We start from the raw sequence: 15,404 nt of genomic DNA, 5'->3' as shown, positions 1-15,404 counted from the left end.
TGCATAATTAGGTATATTGAAGGAGAGAGAAAAAATGGGCCAAAAGATTTTAATAGTAGATGATGCAGCTTTTATGAGAATGATGATCAAGGATATTTTAACAAAGAATGATTTTGAAGTGGTTGGAGAAGCACAGGACGGCAACGAAGCTGTTGAAAAATATAAGGAACTTCAGCCTGATTTAGTAACAATGGATATTACGATGCCGGAAAAAGATGGATTAGCAGCATTAAAAGAAATTCTTCAGGTTAATTCAAATGCAAAAGTCATTATGTGTTCAGCTATGGGACAGCAGGCAATGGTTATTGATGCTATCCAGGCCGGAGCAAAAGACTTTATTGTTAAACCATTCCAAGCAGATCGTGTCATTGAAGCAATTCAAAAAGCACTCGGCTAAATAGACTTCAATTTAAAAAGTGAGTTGACGAGATTGAAGAAGCAATTATGGCGTATATATGCGTTGGGGGCAGGGATTCTATTATTTCTGCTGCTCCCAATCAGCGTAGGCGCAGAAGCAAATGTGTTAGACTGCCTCGAAAATGAAGAGGAGTGTAATGAAGAAGAAGTAAATTTAAATAATGAACAGCCGGATGTAAACGATGAAGATACAATCATAGACAATAACAATGAATTTTTAGTGGAGGACGAAGCTTCTAATTCATCCATGGGCTGGCAGATTGTGCGTCTGGTTATTGGTCTGGCACTCGTATTAGGTTTAGTTTATGTCGTATTAAAGTTTTTAGGAAAGAGAAACGGGTTTAATCAGCAGCCGGGTCTCTTAAGAAATGTAGGCGGAGTATCTGTCGGAGCAAATAAATCTGTTCAAATTATCCGTGCAGGAAACAAATATTATCTTATTGGCGTTGGAGATAATGTGGAGCTTTTAGAGGAAATCGATGATCCAGAAACAATAGAACAGTTACTTGATCAGTCAGCAGAGAAGGGTTCAGATCCATTATCATTCTTTTCAAGAGAAAAAAATGACAATGGGAAGAAAGCGTCTGGCAAGTCTTTTGATCAATTACTTACCAGAGAGCTGAAATCGATTCGTAAAAATCGCCAGAATCTAATTAATAAGCATAAGGACGATTCAAATGAATGATTTTATAGATATCTTTTCTAGCTCTGACCCGACGAATATAGCCACCTCTGTGAGGCTCCTGTTATTATTAACGATTTTTTCCTTAGCTCCGGGAATTTTAATTTTAATGACGAGCTTTACACGGATTATTATTGTTTTATCCTTTGTACGTACATCATTAGCTACGCAGCAGATGCCCCCAAATCAGGTACTCATCGGTATTGCTTTGTTTATGACGTTCTTTATCATGGCTCCTACCTTTTCGGAAGTCTATGAACAAGGATTATCTCCGCTTTTTGAAGAGGAGATAACGTTGGATGAAGCATATGAAAATGCAAGTGTTCCGTTAAAAGAATTTATGGCGCAGCATACAAGGCAGAAGGATTTGCAATTATTCTTGAGTTATACAGAGGCAGAACCGCCGGAAACGGTACAGGATATTCCGTTAACCACTTTAGTCCCTGCATTTGCAATCAGTGAATTAAAGACGGCATTTCAGATGGGCTTTATGATTTTTATTCCATTTTTAATTATTGATATGGCTGTCGCAAGTATCTTAATGTCCATGGGGATGATGATGCTGCCGCCGGTAATGATTTCATTGCCATTTAAAATATTATTATTTGTGTTGGTTGATGGGTGGTATTTGATTACGCAGTCACTGCTCGGTGGTTTCTAGTAGAGCCGTATTGAAAGTGGTATTGGAAGTGGAAGGAGTATAATTAATGAGTAGTGAATTAGTATTAACCCTGGCTGAACGGGGAATCTTTACAATTTTATTAATAACGGTTCCTGTATTGCTGCTGGCTTTGGCCGTAGGTTTACTTGTAAGTATTTTTCAGGCAACAACACAAATTCAAGAACAGACACTTGCATTTATTCCAAAAATTTTGGCGGTACTACTTGGTCTCGTATTTTTTGGACCTTGGATGTTAACAACCATTGTTGAATTTACTTCCAGTCTATATATGAATATTAACCAATACATAGGGTAGATCTGATGATTGAAATGATAAATTGGAACCTTGTTCCTGCGTTCATGTTAATATTTGTCCGGATTATGGCTTTCTTTGTCATTATGCCTCTATTCTCTTATCGGTCTGTTCCTGTTCAATTTAAAATAGGAATCAGTTTTTTTCTGACACCCATTTTAATTTCTACGGTAGATATCAGTAATGTTGCGCTGAATGATTTATATTTATTCCTGCTGTTTAAGGAAGCTCTCATTGGAATTTGTATCGGATTGATTGCTTTTATTCTTGTTTCAGCTATTCAGGTTGCCGGGGGATTTGTTGATTTTCAAATGGGATTTGCGATTGCCAATGTGATAGATCCGCAAACTGGGGCGCAAAGTCCGTTGACAGGCCAGTATTTCTATATTATTGCTCTGTTATTTCTATTATCCGTAGATGGCCATCATATGATTTTGAATGGGATGATGAACAGTTTCACATATATCCCTTTAAATCAATTTATTCCATTTGGAGAGGAAAGCATTGTTGAACTTGTGCTGACAACGTTTAACACAATGTTTCTGATTGCTTTCCAAATCGCAGTTCCCATTGTAGGCTGTTTGTTTTTAGTGGATGTTGCCTTAGGGATTGTGGCTCGGACAGTACCGCAGATGAATGTGTTTGTCGTTGGGCTGCCATTAAAAATCCTTGTCAGCTTTGTAGCAATTCTTGTATTTCTAGCACTTTACATCGGCTTGCTGCAATCTGTTTTTGAAGCAATGTTCCGTGTAATGGAGCAGTTAATGGCTTTATTTGGAGGTGTTTAATGTGAAATTGACATTAGACTTACAATTTTTTGCAGGGGAAAAAACAGAAAAAGCAACTCCAAAGAAAAGGCAGGACGAACGTAAAAAAGGACGTGTTGCCAAAAGTCAGGATATCAATACAGCTATCCTGCTGCTCGGCTGCTTTATCGGATTGTTTGTTTTTGGCGGTTATATTCTGGAATATATGACGAGCTTTTACAGAAAATCATTTACAGAATACATTCATTGGGATGTGACGAATCACTCGGTTCAAATGATGTTTAATGATTCGTTCCTTCAAGCGGTTTTAATGGTTGCCCCAATTATGGTGATAGCCGTTATTTCCGGTGTAGCAGCAAATCTGCTTCAGGTCAAATTTCTGTTTTCAACAGAGCCGTTAAAGTTTGATTTGAAAAAAATTGACCCGATTAAGGGAGCTAAGCGGATTTTTTCTATTCGGGCATTAGTGGAATTTTTGAAATCATTATTGAAGATCGCCTTGGTTGGGACGGTCACATTTACCGTCATTTGGATGAATAAAGATCAGATGCTGATGACTGCATTTTTAGATGCTGAAGGAGCGTTGGGCTTTTTTGCACGGGTTACTACCATCATGGCATTCTCGGCTATTGCTTTATTGATTTTTTTAGGAGTGCTAGATTATTTATATCAAAAATACGATTTTGAAAAAAACATTCGGATGTCCAAGCAAGACATTAAAGACGAGTATAAAAATGTCGAAGGGGATCCGTTAATTAAATCAAAAATGAAAGAAAAACAAAGACAGATAGCAACCCGAAGAATGATGAGCGAGGTTCCGGGAGCGGATGTCATTATTACCAACCCGACCCACTATGCCATTGCCATTAAATATGATGAAGCAAAGGCAGAAGCACCATTTGTTATTGCGAAAGGGACGGACAGCATTGCACAGCGCATCAAGGAAATTGCGAAAGAACATCATGTACAAATGGTAGAGAATCGTTCATTGGCAAGAGCGCTGTATGCTGCAACTGAAATCGGCGAAGTTATTCCGGAAGAATACTTTCAGCCTGTAGCAGAGGTTCTTGCATATGTATATCAAATGGAGAAAAAAGCGTAAGAAGTTAGGAGAGAATGGAAATGAAATTCCGGGATATTGCGGTTCTCATAGGCGTTATACTGGTTATTGTTATGCTGGTTATCCCGTTGCCTGGAGAATTTTTAAGTCTTCTCATTTTAATTAATATAATACTTGCATTGGTTGTTATTTTAGTAGCCATGAATACCACGGAACCATTGCAATTTTCCGTATTTCCAACACTGATTTTGTTGTTGACATTATTTCGGTTAGCTTTAAATGTGTCCACAACCCGTGCCATTCTCTCGGAAGGTAATGCAGGAGGAGTTGTAGAAACATTCGGCTCCTTTGTAATTGGAAATAACCCTTTAGTCGGGTTTGTTGTATTTATTATTTTAGTTATTATCAATTTTATTGTTATTACCAAAGGGGCAGAACGTGTATCGGAAGTTGCTGCCAGGTTCTCCCTCGATGGGATGCCCGGGAAGCAGATGAGTGTCGATGCGGATTTAAATGCCGGTTTAATTACAGAGAGCCAGGCGAAAGAACGGCGGGAAAAAATTGAAAATGAAGCCGACTTTCATGGATCCATGGACGGGGCAAGTAAATTCGTTAAAGGAGATGCTATCGCCGGGATTGTCATCGTTCTGATCAATGTACTTTTCGGAATGATTATCGGGGTGGCTCAAATGGGCTTGTCTTTGTCAGAGTCCGTTGAATTATTTACACGTCTTACTGTTGGGGACGGACTGGTCAGTCAAATACCTGCTTTGCTTATTTCAACGGCAACAGGGATTGTCGTTACAAGGTCTGCCCGGGGAAGTAATTTAAGTTCGGATGTAACAGGTCAGCTGCTGCAATTTCCGAAGCTTTTATATATCGCAGCAGGAACAATCTTTCTGCTTGGTCTGACTCCAATCAACTTTTTCTTAACGACGCTTCTGGCCGCTTTTTTAGCCTTCAGCGGGTACTGGATGGAGAAGAAAAGTGTGGAGCCGGAACAAGTTACTGAGGAAGAGGAAGAAGAAACCGAATCGACCGCTCTCAAACAGCAGGAAAATGTGGTCAGCCTCTTGAATATGGATCCGATTGAATTTGAATTTGGCTATGGATTAATTCCTTTAGCGGATACATCCCAGGGAGGAGACTTGCTGGACAGGGTCATTATGATACGGAGACAGCTGGCCATTGAGCTTGGACTCGTAATACCTGTAGTAAGAATCAGGGATAATATCCAGCTGCAGCCGAATGAATATCAATTAAAGATAAAAGGAGACAAGGTTGCCAGCGGTGAATTAATGCTGGATCATTATTTGGCGATGGCTCCCGACTTTTTAGAGGATGATATAGAAGGAATTGATACAAAAGAGCCTGCATTTGGGCTGCCTGCAAAATGGATAAGTGAAAATGTAAAAGACGAAGCGGAATTATCCGGTTATACGGTCGTTGATCCTCCTTCTGTTGTATCGACTCACCTGACAGAAGTGATTAAAAAACATGCATTTGAGCTCTTGGGAAGAGAGGAAACAAAACAGCTGATTGATCACTTAAAAGAAACAAATCCGATTTTAGTCGAGGAAGTAACCCCGGAACCATTGTCCGTCGGCGATGTTCAAAAAGTACTGTCGAAGCTTTTAAGAGAAGGTGTATCTATCCGGAATCTGCCGGTAATCTTTGAAACATTAGCTGATTTTGCCAGATTGACTAATGATACAGATGTGCTGGGAGAATACGTCAGACAAGGGTTAGCATCACAAATCACAAAAAGCTTTGTAAAAGATGATAATGCGTTGAAGGTGATTACGATATCCGGAAAGATTGAAAAAGCAATTGCTGACCATGTTCAACAGACAGAGCACGGCAATTACTTAGCGTTAGACCCGGATCAGCAGCAGGAAATTGTGCAGGCGATTCATAAGGAAGCGGAAAAAGTATCCCTTCAGGAAGAAACAACGATTATTATATGCTCGCCGGCGGTGCGGATGTATTTAAAACAATTGTTAGACAGGTTCTTACCTCAAGTTGTTGTATTATCATACAATGAACTAGAACCGACTGTGGAGGTACAAAGTGTTGGGGTGGTGAATATCGCATGAAGATAAAGAAATATAAAGCGCCGTCTATGCCGGAAGTAATGAAGCAGGTAAGGAAAGATTTTGGCACAGACGCAGTTATTTTACAATCCAGGCAAATTAAATCAGGCGGCATGTTGGGGCTTTTTAAAAAGAATTATATAGAGGTAGTTGCCGGCTATGATCCGGAACCGGTTCAGCCTGTTAAAAAAGCAACTGTCAAAAAAGAAGCTCCTGCACTGCAAAAGGAGAAGACTCCGGAAGCGGCAGCAGATGTTTCTTATTCTAAAGAACTGGAACAGGTTTATAAACTCCTGGAAGCGCAGAACAGACAGCTCCAGCTCAGGTTAACGCCGGATGAACAGCTGATATATGACCGCCTGACAGCGCAGGAGGTTCTTCCTGATATTGCTTTGGAGCTCATCAAGGAAGGGGGAAATCAGACTGCTGTCCTCCAGCAAAGAATCCATGAAGAAATAGAAAAGCGCTTGGAAGGGCTGCAATTAGGCTTTACATATCACCATAAAGTGATTCAATTTGTCGGCCCGACTGGTGTAGGAAAAACAACTACGATTGCAAAAATCGCCGCCCGCATGCAGCTGACAGAAAATAAAAGAATTGCGTTTATCACACTGGATACGTACCGGATAGCAGCAGTTGAGCAGCTGAAAACATATGCAAAGATTCTTCATATACCTGTACATGTAGCGTATAACAAGCAGGAATACCATCAGTATATCGCGGAGCTGCAGGATTATGATGTGATTTTAGTAGATACAGCCGGAAGAAATTATCGGGATGAAACTTACTTGAAAGATATGGCGGACTGGATAAGCCCTGGAGAAGTAACAAATTATCTCGTATTATCAATGACGGCAAAACCGAAAGATTTTCTGGATATTTACGGAAAGTTTACAGCAATCGGTGTTCATGGGCTTATCTTGACAAAATTAGATGAGACAGAGCAATACGGAAATATTTTGAATGCTGCATTTCATTATCCTGACATCCGGATTGGCTATATGACAAATGGGCAGGATGTTCCCGAGGACATGCTGAGTCCAACATTAAATCAGCTTAGCCGTTATATAATAGGTGATGAACAATGAGCTATGACCAGGCTGAACAGCTCCGAAACCGGCTATCCCCTGAAAGGACAGCAAAAACGATTGCTGTTTGCAGCGGAAAAGGCGGTGTAGGAAAATCAAATTTCACACTTAATTTTTCGATGAAACTTGCACAGGAGAATCATAAAATCCTGGTATTTGATTTAGATGTAGGAATGGGAAATATCGATTTACTCCTTGGTATGCAGACAGACTATTCTATTGCCGATGTTTTAAATAATAAAATTTCCATTCAGGACGCCATTGTAAAAAGTCCTTATGGCATAGATTATATTCCCGGAGGTTCTGGCCTGCACGATTTCTTAGAAATTAATGAGCATAAGAAAGCTATTTTTTATCAAGGGCTGGAAAAGGTATGGCGAGAATATGATTATGTGTTATTTGATATGGGTGCTGGTGTGACAGAGACTTCATTATTTTTTATTTTGGCAGCAGATGAATGTTTTATTGTCACTACGCCTGAACCGACGTCCATTACGGATGCATATGGAATGGTGAAGCATATATTATCTAATCAGCCGGATATGCCAATCTATACTATTTTAAATCGTTCAAGGAATAAAACAGAGGGCAGCAATATTCTCGGTAATTTCCACACGGTTATTCGCCGCTTTCTGGACGCAGAGGCTCGAAGATTAGGTTGTATTCCAGAAGACGGAAATATAATGAAAGCTGTCATGCATCAAAAACCGTATACCAAGTTATATCCGAAAACGAAGGCTTCCAAAGCAATGGAGTCGATCCTGCAAATGTACGTAAATGACACAAACAAAACGGTACGTAAATCTGGCAGTTTCATAGAACGGATAAAACATTTCATGAAGGGGTGAAGAAATGACTCTAATTAATGTTCTTGTCGTAGATGATTCTGCATTTATGAGAAAAATGATTTCTGAGATTTTAACAGAGGATGGCAGATTTCATGTAGTTGGAACTGCCGTACATGGCGAAGATGGGGTAAATAAAGTAAAAAAGCTGCATCCGGATGTCGTAACCATGGATGTCCAAATGCCGAAGCTGGATGGTTTAGGAGCTTTAAAACAGATTATGGAGGAATGTCCTGTTTCTGTGGTCATGCTGTCCAGTGAAACAAGAAAAGGCGCTGATTATACCATCCAGGCTATTTCGACAGGTGCGGTTGACTTTATTACAAAGCCGTCCGGAGCGATTTCATTAGATATAAAAAAGGTAGAAAAAGAAATATGCGACAAGGTCTATACAGCAGCAACCGTAAAAGTACATAAAAAAATAAATGGAGCAGCGCAGCATGTGCCGATAGAACGTATACAGCAGCCATTGACAATGCCTGCGAAGCCCTCTCTTTCCTCCAAAAAAATGGTTGCCATCGGAACGTCTACTGGAGGCCCGAGAGCGCTGCAGAAAGTCATTACCGCTTTACCGAAAGATCTTGGTATTCCTGTTGCTGTTGTACAGCATATGCCTCCTGGATTTACTGCGTCTCTGGCAGAACGGTTAAATCAAATTAGCCGGTTGACTGTTAAAGAAGCGGAACATGGAGAATTAATGAAAAAGGGAACGGTCTACATCGCGCCGGGCGGATACCATATGGAAGTGAAAAGCAGCGGCATGGCATTAATGATTTCATTAAATCAACAACCGCTGGATAATGGTCATCGTCCGTCCGTCAATACATTATTCCGCTCTCTGTGTTCTCTTAAGAATTATCAGATTGTAACCTGCGTCTTAACAGGGATGGGGAATGACGGTACGCTTGGCTTAAAAGCATTGAAAAAAGCAAATTCTCATGTCGTTTCACTTGCAGAGACAGAAGAGACAGCTATTGTATATGGAATGCCGAAGTCTATTATCAATGAGGGGCTAGCTGATTATCAAGTGCCATTAAATCAAATGGCTAGCCAGCTGAGCAATCTTGTTAAATAACAAATAACCGGAAGGGAAAGATTGGCATGACACAAGAACAGTTAACTCCAGAAAGATTAGAAAAAACAATCATTTTTGATTTGAATGGCAGTGAGTATGGGTTGCCGGTGAACTTTGTAGAGTCTATTGAAACATCCTTGCCTATTACACGCGTCCCGCACGAAAAAAATTATATTAAAGGTGTGATTAATCTTAGAGGGAAGATTATTCCTGTCATTGATTTGCGCATTCGGCTGGAAGAAGAGCCGGAGCATAACAAGGAAGAAGATCAGATAATCATCACCAAGATTGATGAGACACAAGTTGGGTTGATTATAGACAATGCAAATGATGTGCTAGACATCCCGGTTGATCTTTTGGAAAATCCTCCGGAAACCATTGGCACTGTAAAAAAAGAATACATCCATTCTATTGCTCATCTGGATAATCGGCTGATTGTATTATTAGATATTTATAAATTATTAAATTTAGAAGAAATAAAAACAAAAGAATTGGATGATCAATGATGGATGTTTTCCAATTAACGAGCTTTCAGAAGGATATTTTGAAAGAAATAGGGAATATAGGTGCTGGAAACGCTGCAACCTCCTTATCACAGCTGTTGGGTCATAAAATAGATATGCTGGTTCCTAATGTGGAGATTGCTGATTTTAACGAAGTCATTGAATTGGTTGGCGGACCGGAACAGCCTATTGTCGGATTGATGTTTCAGGTGGAAGGGGAAATAACGGGTGTAATGGCTATTGTCGTTGATATTGAAGAAGCAGAGTATCTGGTACAAAAGCTGACGCATAATCCGGAATTTCGATTATCAGAAGAGACGGATGGAATAGAATTAGAGATTGCTATGTCTGCATTAAGTGAAATAGGAAATATTTTGACCGGGTCGTATCTTACCGCGCTTTCTGACTTTACTGGTATGAATCTGCAGCCTTCTGTTCCACATCTGGGAATCGATATGGCTGGTGCTATTATGACAATGGGCTTATTAGAAATTTCTCAGGTAACAGATTATGCAATTATTATTGATACGGAAATAAGGCAAGAGGAACGAGGCCATGAACAGATTAGAGGGAATTTCCTTTTTATTCCTGATCCAGAATCTTTTCAAAAGCTCTTTGCCAAATTAGGATGGTCTTAAGATGAGTATAACGAAAACAATTGTAAATGTCGGTATTGCAGATACGAAAATTGTTCGATCCCCTAATACGATTCGAACGCTGGGGCTTGGCTCTTGTATTGGAACGGTATTATACGATGAAAGGCGTGGAATAGCTGGATTGTCTCATATTTTATTGCCTGACTCCAGCCAAGCAAGAGCCGGCAGTATAAGTGAGATGAAATATGCAGATACAGCCATCCCGCAGCTGTTAGAAATGCTTCAGGAACAGGGAGCCAGAAATATGAAAGCAAAAATGGCCGGGGGAGCGCAAATGTTTCAGGTTGGTAAAGGAACAAGCTTTATGCGGATTGGTGATAAGAATATAGAAGCAGTCCAGGACGCGCTTCGAAAATTAAATATTAAAGTTGTTTCCTCAGATGTAGGCGGTAATTTGGGGAGAACGATTGAGTTTGATCCAGTAACGTCCAAGCTTTCCATCAGAAAACGTAATCAGAATGTCTTTACAATTTAACCGATTTGAAAGGAGTGTGTCATCGTGAGTTCATTAGAGCCTTCACAAGAACAAATTTTATGGAAGCATTGGATGACCAGTCAAGATAATGAAGCAGCAAATCTACTCATTGAGAACTACATGTATCTTGTTTCCTTTCATACGGAAAGAATTGTAAGTCAATTGCCTAATCGTGTGGATCGTGAAGAAATCCGCAGCTATGGCTTGCTGGGTCTGTATGATGCATTGCACAAATTTGAGCTGAAACGTGATTTGAAATTTGATACATATGCCTCATTTCGAATTAAAGGTTCGATCATGGATGGATTAAGAAAAGAAGATTGGCTGCCACGTTCGATTCGTGAGAAAACAAAAAAGGTGGAGCAGGCAAGTGAGATTTTTGAGCAAAAAAATCAACGGGAAGCACAGCCGGAGGATATTGCCGAAATGACAGGAATGCCTATTCAGGACGTCGAAATAACATTACGGGATATGGTACTGAGCAACATGCTTTCTATTGAAGATAAACCAAAGGGGCAGGAGAATGACCTGAAAGAAGGTATTGGCTACAATGTATCAGATAAACCGGAGCTCAGGCCAGAAGAAAGGCTTATCCAAGAAGAGTGGAAGGACGAATTAATAGAAGGAATCAAGTCATTAAATGAAAAAGAACAGCTTGTTATCAGTCTTTTTTATCAAGAGGAATTAACCTTTACAGAGATTGGACAAGTATTGGAATTAACGACTTCCCGTATTTCACAAATCCATAAGCGAAGCATTGCAAAATTACGCTCAACGCTGCAAAAAATCACCCAGGTTTAATATGAGCATGTATGGAAGGGAAAAAATATGTCAACATTACTATGGATGATCAGCTTTTTACTACATGGCATTTCAATATTAGCTATTTATTTATTATTAAAGAACAGGCAGAATGCTAATGGTAATAAACAAGCAGAAAATGTACTGAAAGAGACTTTGGAAGAAATAAGGAAAGAGAACAGAATGCTGCAAAGACTTCTGGAAGAGGATAAACAGCCTGACAAAAGTCCTGTAAAGCATGACAGCATAAAAAAGTATCCTCCTTTCCCCCCTGCAGAGAAGAAGAAAGAGGGAGCTGCGATGACAGAGAAAGAAACGCAGCCTATAGAGGATTTTCAACCTGCTGCTTATCAAGATGAAGTAGAAACATCCTTGGAAGCCAAAATACTGCAGCTTCACACAAACGGAGAAACAATAGACGATATAGCTAAAAAGTTAAACTGTGGAAAAACAGAAGCTGAAATAATTATCAAAATGCATCAAAAAAAGTCGTAGAAATCACTTGCCTCCTTGGAGAGGTTGTGGTATAGTAACCTTTGGTGTAAATAGTCTATCTATGATTAGTTAGCTAAAAATCACACGCATTTGGATTTATAAGGTTGGTGCTGATATACAGTGTTCTTATAAAGAAGATAAATGCGGAGGAATAAAACCAATTAGGAGGAATTTATTATGGCAGCAATTTCAATGAAACAATTGCTAGAAGCTGGTGTACACTTTGGTCACCAAACACGTCGTTGGAACCCGAAAATGAAAAAATACATTTTTACGGAGCGTAACGGCATCTACATCATCGACTTACAAAAAACAGTTAAAAAAGTGGATGAAGCATATAACTACGTGAAGGAAATCGCAGCAAACGGCGGTACAGTACTTTTCGTAGGTACAAAAAAACAAGCTCAAGATTCTGTACGTGACGAAGCAGTGCGTTCAGGCATGTACTATGTTAACCAACGCTGGTTAGGTGGAACATTAACAAACTTCCAAACAATCCGCAAACGTATTAACCGTTTGAAAGATATTGAGAAAATGGAAGAAGACGGTACTTTCGAAGTACTTCCTAAAAAAGAAGTAGTAAACTTATTAAAAGAAAAAGATCGTCTTGTTAAATTCTTAGGCGGAATCAAAGAAATGAAAAAACTTCCAGATGCATTATTTGTAATCGATCCTCGTAAAGAGCGTATCGCAATTGCAGAAGCACACAAACTAAACATTCCGATTATCGGAATCGTTGATACAAACTGTGATCCGGATGAAATCGATTATGTAATCCCTGCAAACGATGATGCAATCCGTGCAGTAAAACTTCTTACTTCAAAAATGGCAGATGCTATTCTAGAAGTAAAACAAGGTGAAGAAACAGAAGAACCTGTTTCTGAACAAGACCAATTAGAAGCAGAAGTTGCTGAAGAAGCTGCTTCCCAAGAGTAATCTTTTAAAAGGTGAGGGTGATAAGAGGATAGAAGCCTTTTATCACCCTTTTTTCAGGAAAGAAGAAGGAATAACAAAAATTAACGTTTTTTAGGAGGAATTAACATGGCAGTAACTGCTAAAATGGTTAAAGAATTACGTGAAAAAACAGGTGCTGGAATGATGGATTGTAAAAAAGCACTGACAGAAACAAATGGAGATATGGAGCAGGCAATTGATTTTCTACGTGAAAAAGGAATGGCGAAAGCTGCTAAAAAAGCGGATCGTGTTGCTGCAGAAGGTTTAACGCATATTGAATTAGACGGAAACAGAGCTGCAATTATTGAAGTAAACTGTGAAACAGACTTCGTTACAAAGAACGATCAGTTCAAGCAATTGCTTTCTGACCTTGGAAAACACATTGTGAAAAATAATCCTGAAACTGTTGAAGAAGCTTTACAACAGCCATTTTTAGATGGTTCTGAAACAGTTGACGCAGCAATCACTACAGTGGTTTCTAAAATTGGAGAAAAAATCTCACTTCGCCGCTTCACTGTATTAGAAAAAACAGATAATGATGCTTTTGGTGCATACCTTCATATGGGCGGACGTATCGGCGTACTTTCATTGTTAGAAGGTACAACAGACGAAGAAGTAGCGAAAGATGTTGCAATGCATGTAGCAGCTATCAACCCTCGTTATGTATCTCGTGATGAAGTTGCTGAAGAAGAAGTGAACAGTGAGCGTGAAGTGCTTAAAACACAAGCATTAAACGAAGGAAAACCAGAAAACATCGTTGAAAAAATGGTAGAAGGCCGTCTAGGTAAATTCTTCGAAGAAATCGTTCTTTTAGAACAAAGCTTTGTAAAAGATCCAGACCAAAAAGTGAAAAAATATGTTGGAGATAAAGGTGCTTCTGTAAAAGCATTTATTCGCTATGAAGTAGGCGAAGGAATGGAAAAACGTGAAGATAACTTCGCGGAAGAAGTAATGAGCCAAATCAAAAAATAAGTTGTGCAAATTAGGGGACATTAATTTGTTCCCTTCTTTGTAGGGGTTTTTCAAAAGGCCGAGTGAAAACTGAAAAGTTTAATTCGTCCTTTTGAGCATCCTCTTATAGCTATATATTGTAAATATATTTTTTCTCTGGAGGTTATTATGACGACAGCACATTATAATAGAGTTGTGTTAAAATTAAGTGGAGAGGCATTAAGTGGAGAAGAAGGATACGGAATCTCACCTAAAATCATTCATTCCATTTCAGAACAGGTTAAAGAAATTGTAGAGCTTGGTGTAGAGGTTGCTGTAGTAGTCGGCGGCGGTAACATCTGGCGCGGTAAAGTAGGATCAGAAATGGGCATGGATAGAGCTTCAGCTGATTATATGGGGATGCTTGCAACAATTATGAATTCTCTTGCTTTACAGGACGGACTGGAAACGATTGGTGTACAGACCAGAGTACAGACATCCATTGAAATGAGACAGGTTGCTGAACCATACATACGGCGGAAAGCGATTCGCCATCTGGAGAAAAAGCGTGTTGTTATTTTTGCTGCTGGTACTGGAAATCCTTATTTTTCTACAGATACAACAGCTGCATTACGGGCTGCAGAAATTGAAGCAGAAGTGATTTTAATGGCTAAAAACAACGTGGACGGCGTTTATACAGATGACCCTAAAATCAACAAAGAAGCAAAGAAATATGATTCACTCACTTATTTAGAAATGTTAAATGAAGGATTAGGTGTAATGGATTCTACCGCTTCTTCATTATGTATGGATAATGACCTGCCGCTGATTGTCTTCTCTATTATGGAAGAAGGTAATATTAAACGAGTTGTGCAAGGTGAAAATATCGGAACAACGATAAGGGGGAACTAAACATGTCAGAATCAGTGATAAAAGATACGAAGGAAAAAATGGAACAAGCTGTTCAAGCTTTCTCAAGAAATCTAGCTTCTGTTCGTGCTGGACGTGCCAATCCAAGTCTATTAGATACGGTTTATGTTGATTATTATGGTGCTTCTACACCGCTGAACCAACTAGCTCAGGTAGGTGCTCCAGAAGCAAGACTGCTGACCGTTACTCCATACGATAAGTCAGCAATTGGTGATATTGATAAAGCAATTCAAAAAGCGGACTTGGGACTTTCTCCATCAAATGATGGAAACATCATCCGCATCAATATTCCTGCTCTTACCCAAGAAAGAAGAAAAGACTTGGTTAAAGTAGTAGGGAAATATGCAGAAGAAGCTCGTGTACAAATTAGAAATCTTCGCCGCCAGGCAAATGACCAGCTTAAAAAAGCTGAAAAAAATGGTGATATGACAGAAGACGATTTAAGAGCATTTCAAGATGATGTTCAAGAAACAACAGACGCGTATATTAAGCAAATTGAAGATTTAGCAAAAACCAAAGAAAATGAAATTATGGAAGTGTGATAGGGGATACATGCCTTCTATCCATCTTAACAGCACAAACCCTGGCAAAATATATTTTGTTTAAAGGTGACAGTTTTCTGCTAACGTAGTAAGATGCCATTAAGCCCTCTTATTAAA

General features: G+C 39.4%; 19 protein-coding genes. All 19 read left to right on the top strand.

Annotated elements, in window-relative coordinates; all coding sequences use genetic code 11:
- The first annotated feature begins 34 nt into the window (after positions 1 to 34).
- The 19 genes from BN997_RS20320 to frr all read left to right on the top strand — a co-directional run bounded on the left by BN997_RS20320 (position 35) and on the right by frr (position 15,287).
- Positions 35 to 397 carry a response regulator gene (locus tag BN997_RS20320; RefSeq protein ID WP_042535016.1) on the top strand — a complete coding sequence of 121 codons (363 nt, stop codon included), beginning with the start codon at positions 35 to 37 and terminating at the stop codon, positions 395 to 397.
- 33 nt (positions 398 to 430) lie between these two features.
- Positions 431 to 1,102 (top strand): flagellar biosynthetic protein FliO, encoded by a 672-nt coding sequence (gene fliO / locus BN997_RS20315; protein ID WP_052485095.1) that lies wholly within the window; start codon positions 431 to 433, stop codon positions 1,100 to 1,102.
- Complete coding sequence (gene fliP / locus BN997_RS20310) at positions 1,095 to 1,760, top strand: flagellar type III secretion system pore protein FliP (RefSeq protein ID WP_042535014.1); 666 nt, start codon at positions 1,095 to 1,097, stop codon at positions 1,758 to 1,760. Before fliO ends, fliP begins: the two co-directional genes overlap by 8 nt.
- Before the next feature lie 46 nt (positions 1,761 to 1,806).
- Complete coding sequence (gene fliQ / locus BN997_RS20305) at positions 1,807 to 2,076, top strand: flagellar biosynthesis protein FliQ (RefSeq protein WP_042535012.1); 270 nt, start codon at positions 1,807 to 1,809, stop codon at positions 2,074 to 2,076.
- Between the two features lie 5 nt (positions 2,077 to 2,081).
- Positions 2,082 to 2,861 carry a flagellar biosynthetic protein FliR gene (fliR, locus tag BN997_RS20300; RefSeq protein WP_042535010.1) on the top strand — a complete coding sequence of 260 codons (780 nt, stop codon included), beginning with the start codon at positions 2,082 to 2,084 and terminating at the stop codon, positions 2,859 to 2,861.
- 1 nt (position 2,862) lies between these two features.
- Positions 2,863 to 3,942: a flagellar biosynthesis protein FlhB gene (flhB, locus tag BN997_RS20295; RefSeq protein ID WP_042535008.1), complete on the top strand. Its 1,080-nt coding sequence runs from the start codon at positions 2,863 to 2,865 to the stop codon at positions 3,940 to 3,942.
- Positions 3,943 to 3,962: 20 nt separating this feature from the next.
- Positions 3,963 to 5,996: a flagellar biosynthesis protein FlhA gene (flhA, locus tag BN997_RS20290; protein WP_042535006.1), complete on the top strand. Its 2,034-nt coding sequence runs from the start codon at positions 3,963 to 3,965 to the stop codon at positions 5,994 to 5,996.
- Positions 5,993 to 7,081 (top strand): flagellar biosynthesis GTPase FlhF, encoded by a 1,089-nt coding sequence (gene flhF, locus BN997_RS20285; RefSeq protein WP_042535004.1) that lies wholly within the window; start codon positions 5,993 to 5,995, stop codon positions 7,079 to 7,081. Before flhA ends, flhF begins: the two co-directional genes overlap by 4 nt.
- Positions 7,078 to 7,929, top strand: a complete 852-nt coding sequence (locus BN997_RS20280; protein ID WP_042535002.1) for a MinD/ParA family protein — start codon at positions 7,078 to 7,080, stop codon at positions 7,927 to 7,929. The genes flhF and BN997_RS20280 overlap by 4 nt, the downstream gene beginning before the upstream one ends.
- A gap of 4 nt (positions 7,930 to 7,933) precedes the next feature.
- Positions 7,934 to 9,001: a protein-glutamate methylesterase/protein-glutamine glutaminase gene (locus BN997_RS20275; RefSeq protein WP_042535001.1), complete on the top strand. Its 1,068-nt coding sequence runs from the start codon at positions 7,934 to 7,936 to the stop codon at positions 8,999 to 9,001.
- 26 nt (positions 9,002 to 9,027) lie between these two features.
- Positions 9,028 to 9,507 carry a chemotaxis protein CheW gene (locus tag BN997_RS20270; RefSeq protein ID WP_042535000.1) on the top strand — a complete coding sequence of 160 codons (480 nt, stop codon included), beginning with the start codon at positions 9,028 to 9,030 and terminating at the stop codon, positions 9,505 to 9,507.
- A complete protein-coding gene (locus tag BN997_RS20265; RefSeq protein WP_042534999.1) occupies positions 9,504 to 10,142 on the top strand; it encodes a chemotaxis protein CheC in 639 nt (212 codons plus the stop codon). The genes BN997_RS20270 and BN997_RS20265 overlap by 4 nt, the downstream gene beginning before the upstream one ends.
- Position 10,143: 1 nt before the next feature.
- The gene (locus tag BN997_RS20260) at positions 10,144 to 10,635 is read left to right on the top strand and encodes a chemotaxis protein CheD (RefSeq protein ID WP_042534998.1); all 492 of its coding nucleotides are present in this window, start codon (positions 10,144 to 10,146) and stop codon (positions 10,633 to 10,635) included.
- A 24-nt stretch (positions 10,636 to 10,659) separates the two neighbouring features.
- The gene (locus BN997_RS20255; RefSeq protein WP_042534997.1) at positions 10,660 to 11,436 is read left to right on the top strand and encodes a FliA/WhiG family RNA polymerase sigma factor; all 777 of its coding nucleotides are present in this window, start codon (positions 10,660 to 10,662) and stop codon (positions 11,434 to 11,436) included.
- 27 nt (positions 11,437 to 11,463) lie between these two features.
- Positions 11,464 to 11,931 carry a DUF6115 domain-containing protein gene (locus BN997_RS20250; RefSeq protein WP_042534996.1) on the top strand — a complete coding sequence of 156 codons (468 nt, stop codon included), beginning with the start codon at positions 11,464 to 11,466 and terminating at the stop codon, positions 11,929 to 11,931.
- Between the two features lie 177 nt (positions 11,932 to 12,108).
- Entirely contained in the window at positions 12,109 to 12,867 is a 759-nt protein-coding gene (gene rpsB / locus BN997_RS20245) for a 30S ribosomal protein S2 (RefSeq protein ID WP_042534995.1), read from the top strand.
- A 105-nt stretch (positions 12,868 to 12,972) separates the two neighbouring features.
- Entirely contained in the window at positions 12,973 to 13,857 is an 885-nt protein-coding gene (tsf, locus tag BN997_RS20240) for a translation elongation factor Ts (RefSeq protein ID WP_042534994.1), read from the top strand.
- Positions 13,858 to 14,004: 147 nt separating this feature from the next.
- Complete coding sequence (gene pyrH, locus BN997_RS20235; protein ID WP_042534993.1) at positions 14,005 to 14,727, top strand: UMP kinase; 723 nt, start codon at positions 14,005 to 14,007, stop codon at positions 14,725 to 14,727.
- Between the two features lie 2 nt (positions 14,728 to 14,729).
- Positions 14,730 to 15,287 carry a ribosome recycling factor gene (gene frr, locus BN997_RS20230; RefSeq protein ID WP_042534992.1) on the top strand — a complete coding sequence of 186 codons (558 nt, stop codon included), beginning with the start codon at positions 14,730 to 14,732 and terminating at the stop codon, positions 15,285 to 15,287.
- Positions 15,288 to 15,404: the final 117 nt, after the last annotated feature.

Source organism: Oceanobacillus oncorhynchi, from assembly GCF_000821065.1.
In the GTDB taxonomy this organism is placed as follows: Bacteria; Bacillota; Bacilli; order Bacillales; family Amphibacillaceae; genus Oceanobacillus; species Oceanobacillus oncorhynchi.
This window is presented reverse-complemented; position numbering and strand designations above follow the sequence as displayed.

Excerpts from the sequence above, each read along its gene's own strand:
- frr (WP_042534992.1), top strand. The coding sequence starts at position 14,730 with ATGTCAGAATCAGTGATAAAAGATACGAAGGAAAAAATGGAACAAGCT.
- BN997_RS20270 (WP_042535000.1), top strand. The coding sequence starts at position 9,028 with ATGACACAAGAACAGTTAACTCCAGAAAGATTAGAAAAAACAATCATT.
- flhF (WP_042535004.1), top strand. The coding sequence starts at position 5,993 with ATGAAGATAAAGAAATATAAAGCGCCGTCTATGCCGGAAGTAATGAAG.
- rpsB (WP_042534995.1), top strand. The coding sequence starts at position 12,109 with ATGGCAGCAATTTCAATGAAACAATTGCTAGAAGCTGGTGTACACTTT.
- BN997_RS20280 (WP_042535002.1), top strand. The coding sequence starts at position 7,078 with ATGAGCTATGACCAGGCTGAACAGCTCCGAAACCGGCTATCCCCTGAA.
- BN997_RS20260 (WP_042534998.1), top strand. The coding sequence starts at position 10,144 with ATGAGTATAACGAAAACAATTGTAAATGTCGGTATTGCAGATACGAAA.
- fliP (WP_042535014.1), top strand. The coding sequence starts at position 1,095 with ATGAATGATTTTATAGATATCTTTTCTAGCTCTGACCCGACGAATATA.
- BN997_RS20275 (WP_042535001.1), top strand. The coding sequence starts at position 7,934 with ATGACTCTAATTAATGTTCTTGTCGTAGATGATTCTGCATTTATGAGA.
- fliR (WP_042535010.1), top strand. The coding sequence starts at position 2,082 with ATGATTGAAATGATAAATTGGAACCTTGTTCCTGCGTTCATGTTAATA.
- pyrH (WP_042534993.1), top strand. The coding sequence starts at position 14,005 with ATGACGACAGCACATTATAATAGAGTTGTGTTAAAATTAAGTGGAGAG.
- BN997_RS20320 (WP_042535016.1), top strand. The coding sequence starts at position 35 with ATGGGCCAAAAGATTTTAATAGTAGATGATGCAGCTTTTATGAGAATG.
- fliQ (WP_042535012.1), top strand. The coding sequence starts at position 1,807 with ATGAGTAGTGAATTAGTATTAACCCTGGCTGAACGGGGAATCTTTACA.
- flhA (WP_042535006.1), top strand. The coding sequence starts at position 3,963 with ATGAAATTCCGGGATATTGCGGTTCTCATAGGCGTTATACTGGTTATT.
- tsf (WP_042534994.1), top strand. The coding sequence starts at position 12,973 with ATGGCAGTAACTGCTAAAATGGTTAAAGAATTACGTGAAAAAACAGGT.
- BN997_RS20250 (WP_042534996.1), top strand. The coding sequence starts at position 11,464 with ATGTCAACATTACTATGGATGATCAGCTTTTTACTACATGGCATTTCA.
- BN997_RS20265 (WP_042534999.1), top strand. The coding sequence starts at position 9,504 with ATGATGGATGTTTTCCAATTAACGAGCTTTCAGAAGGATATTTTGAAA.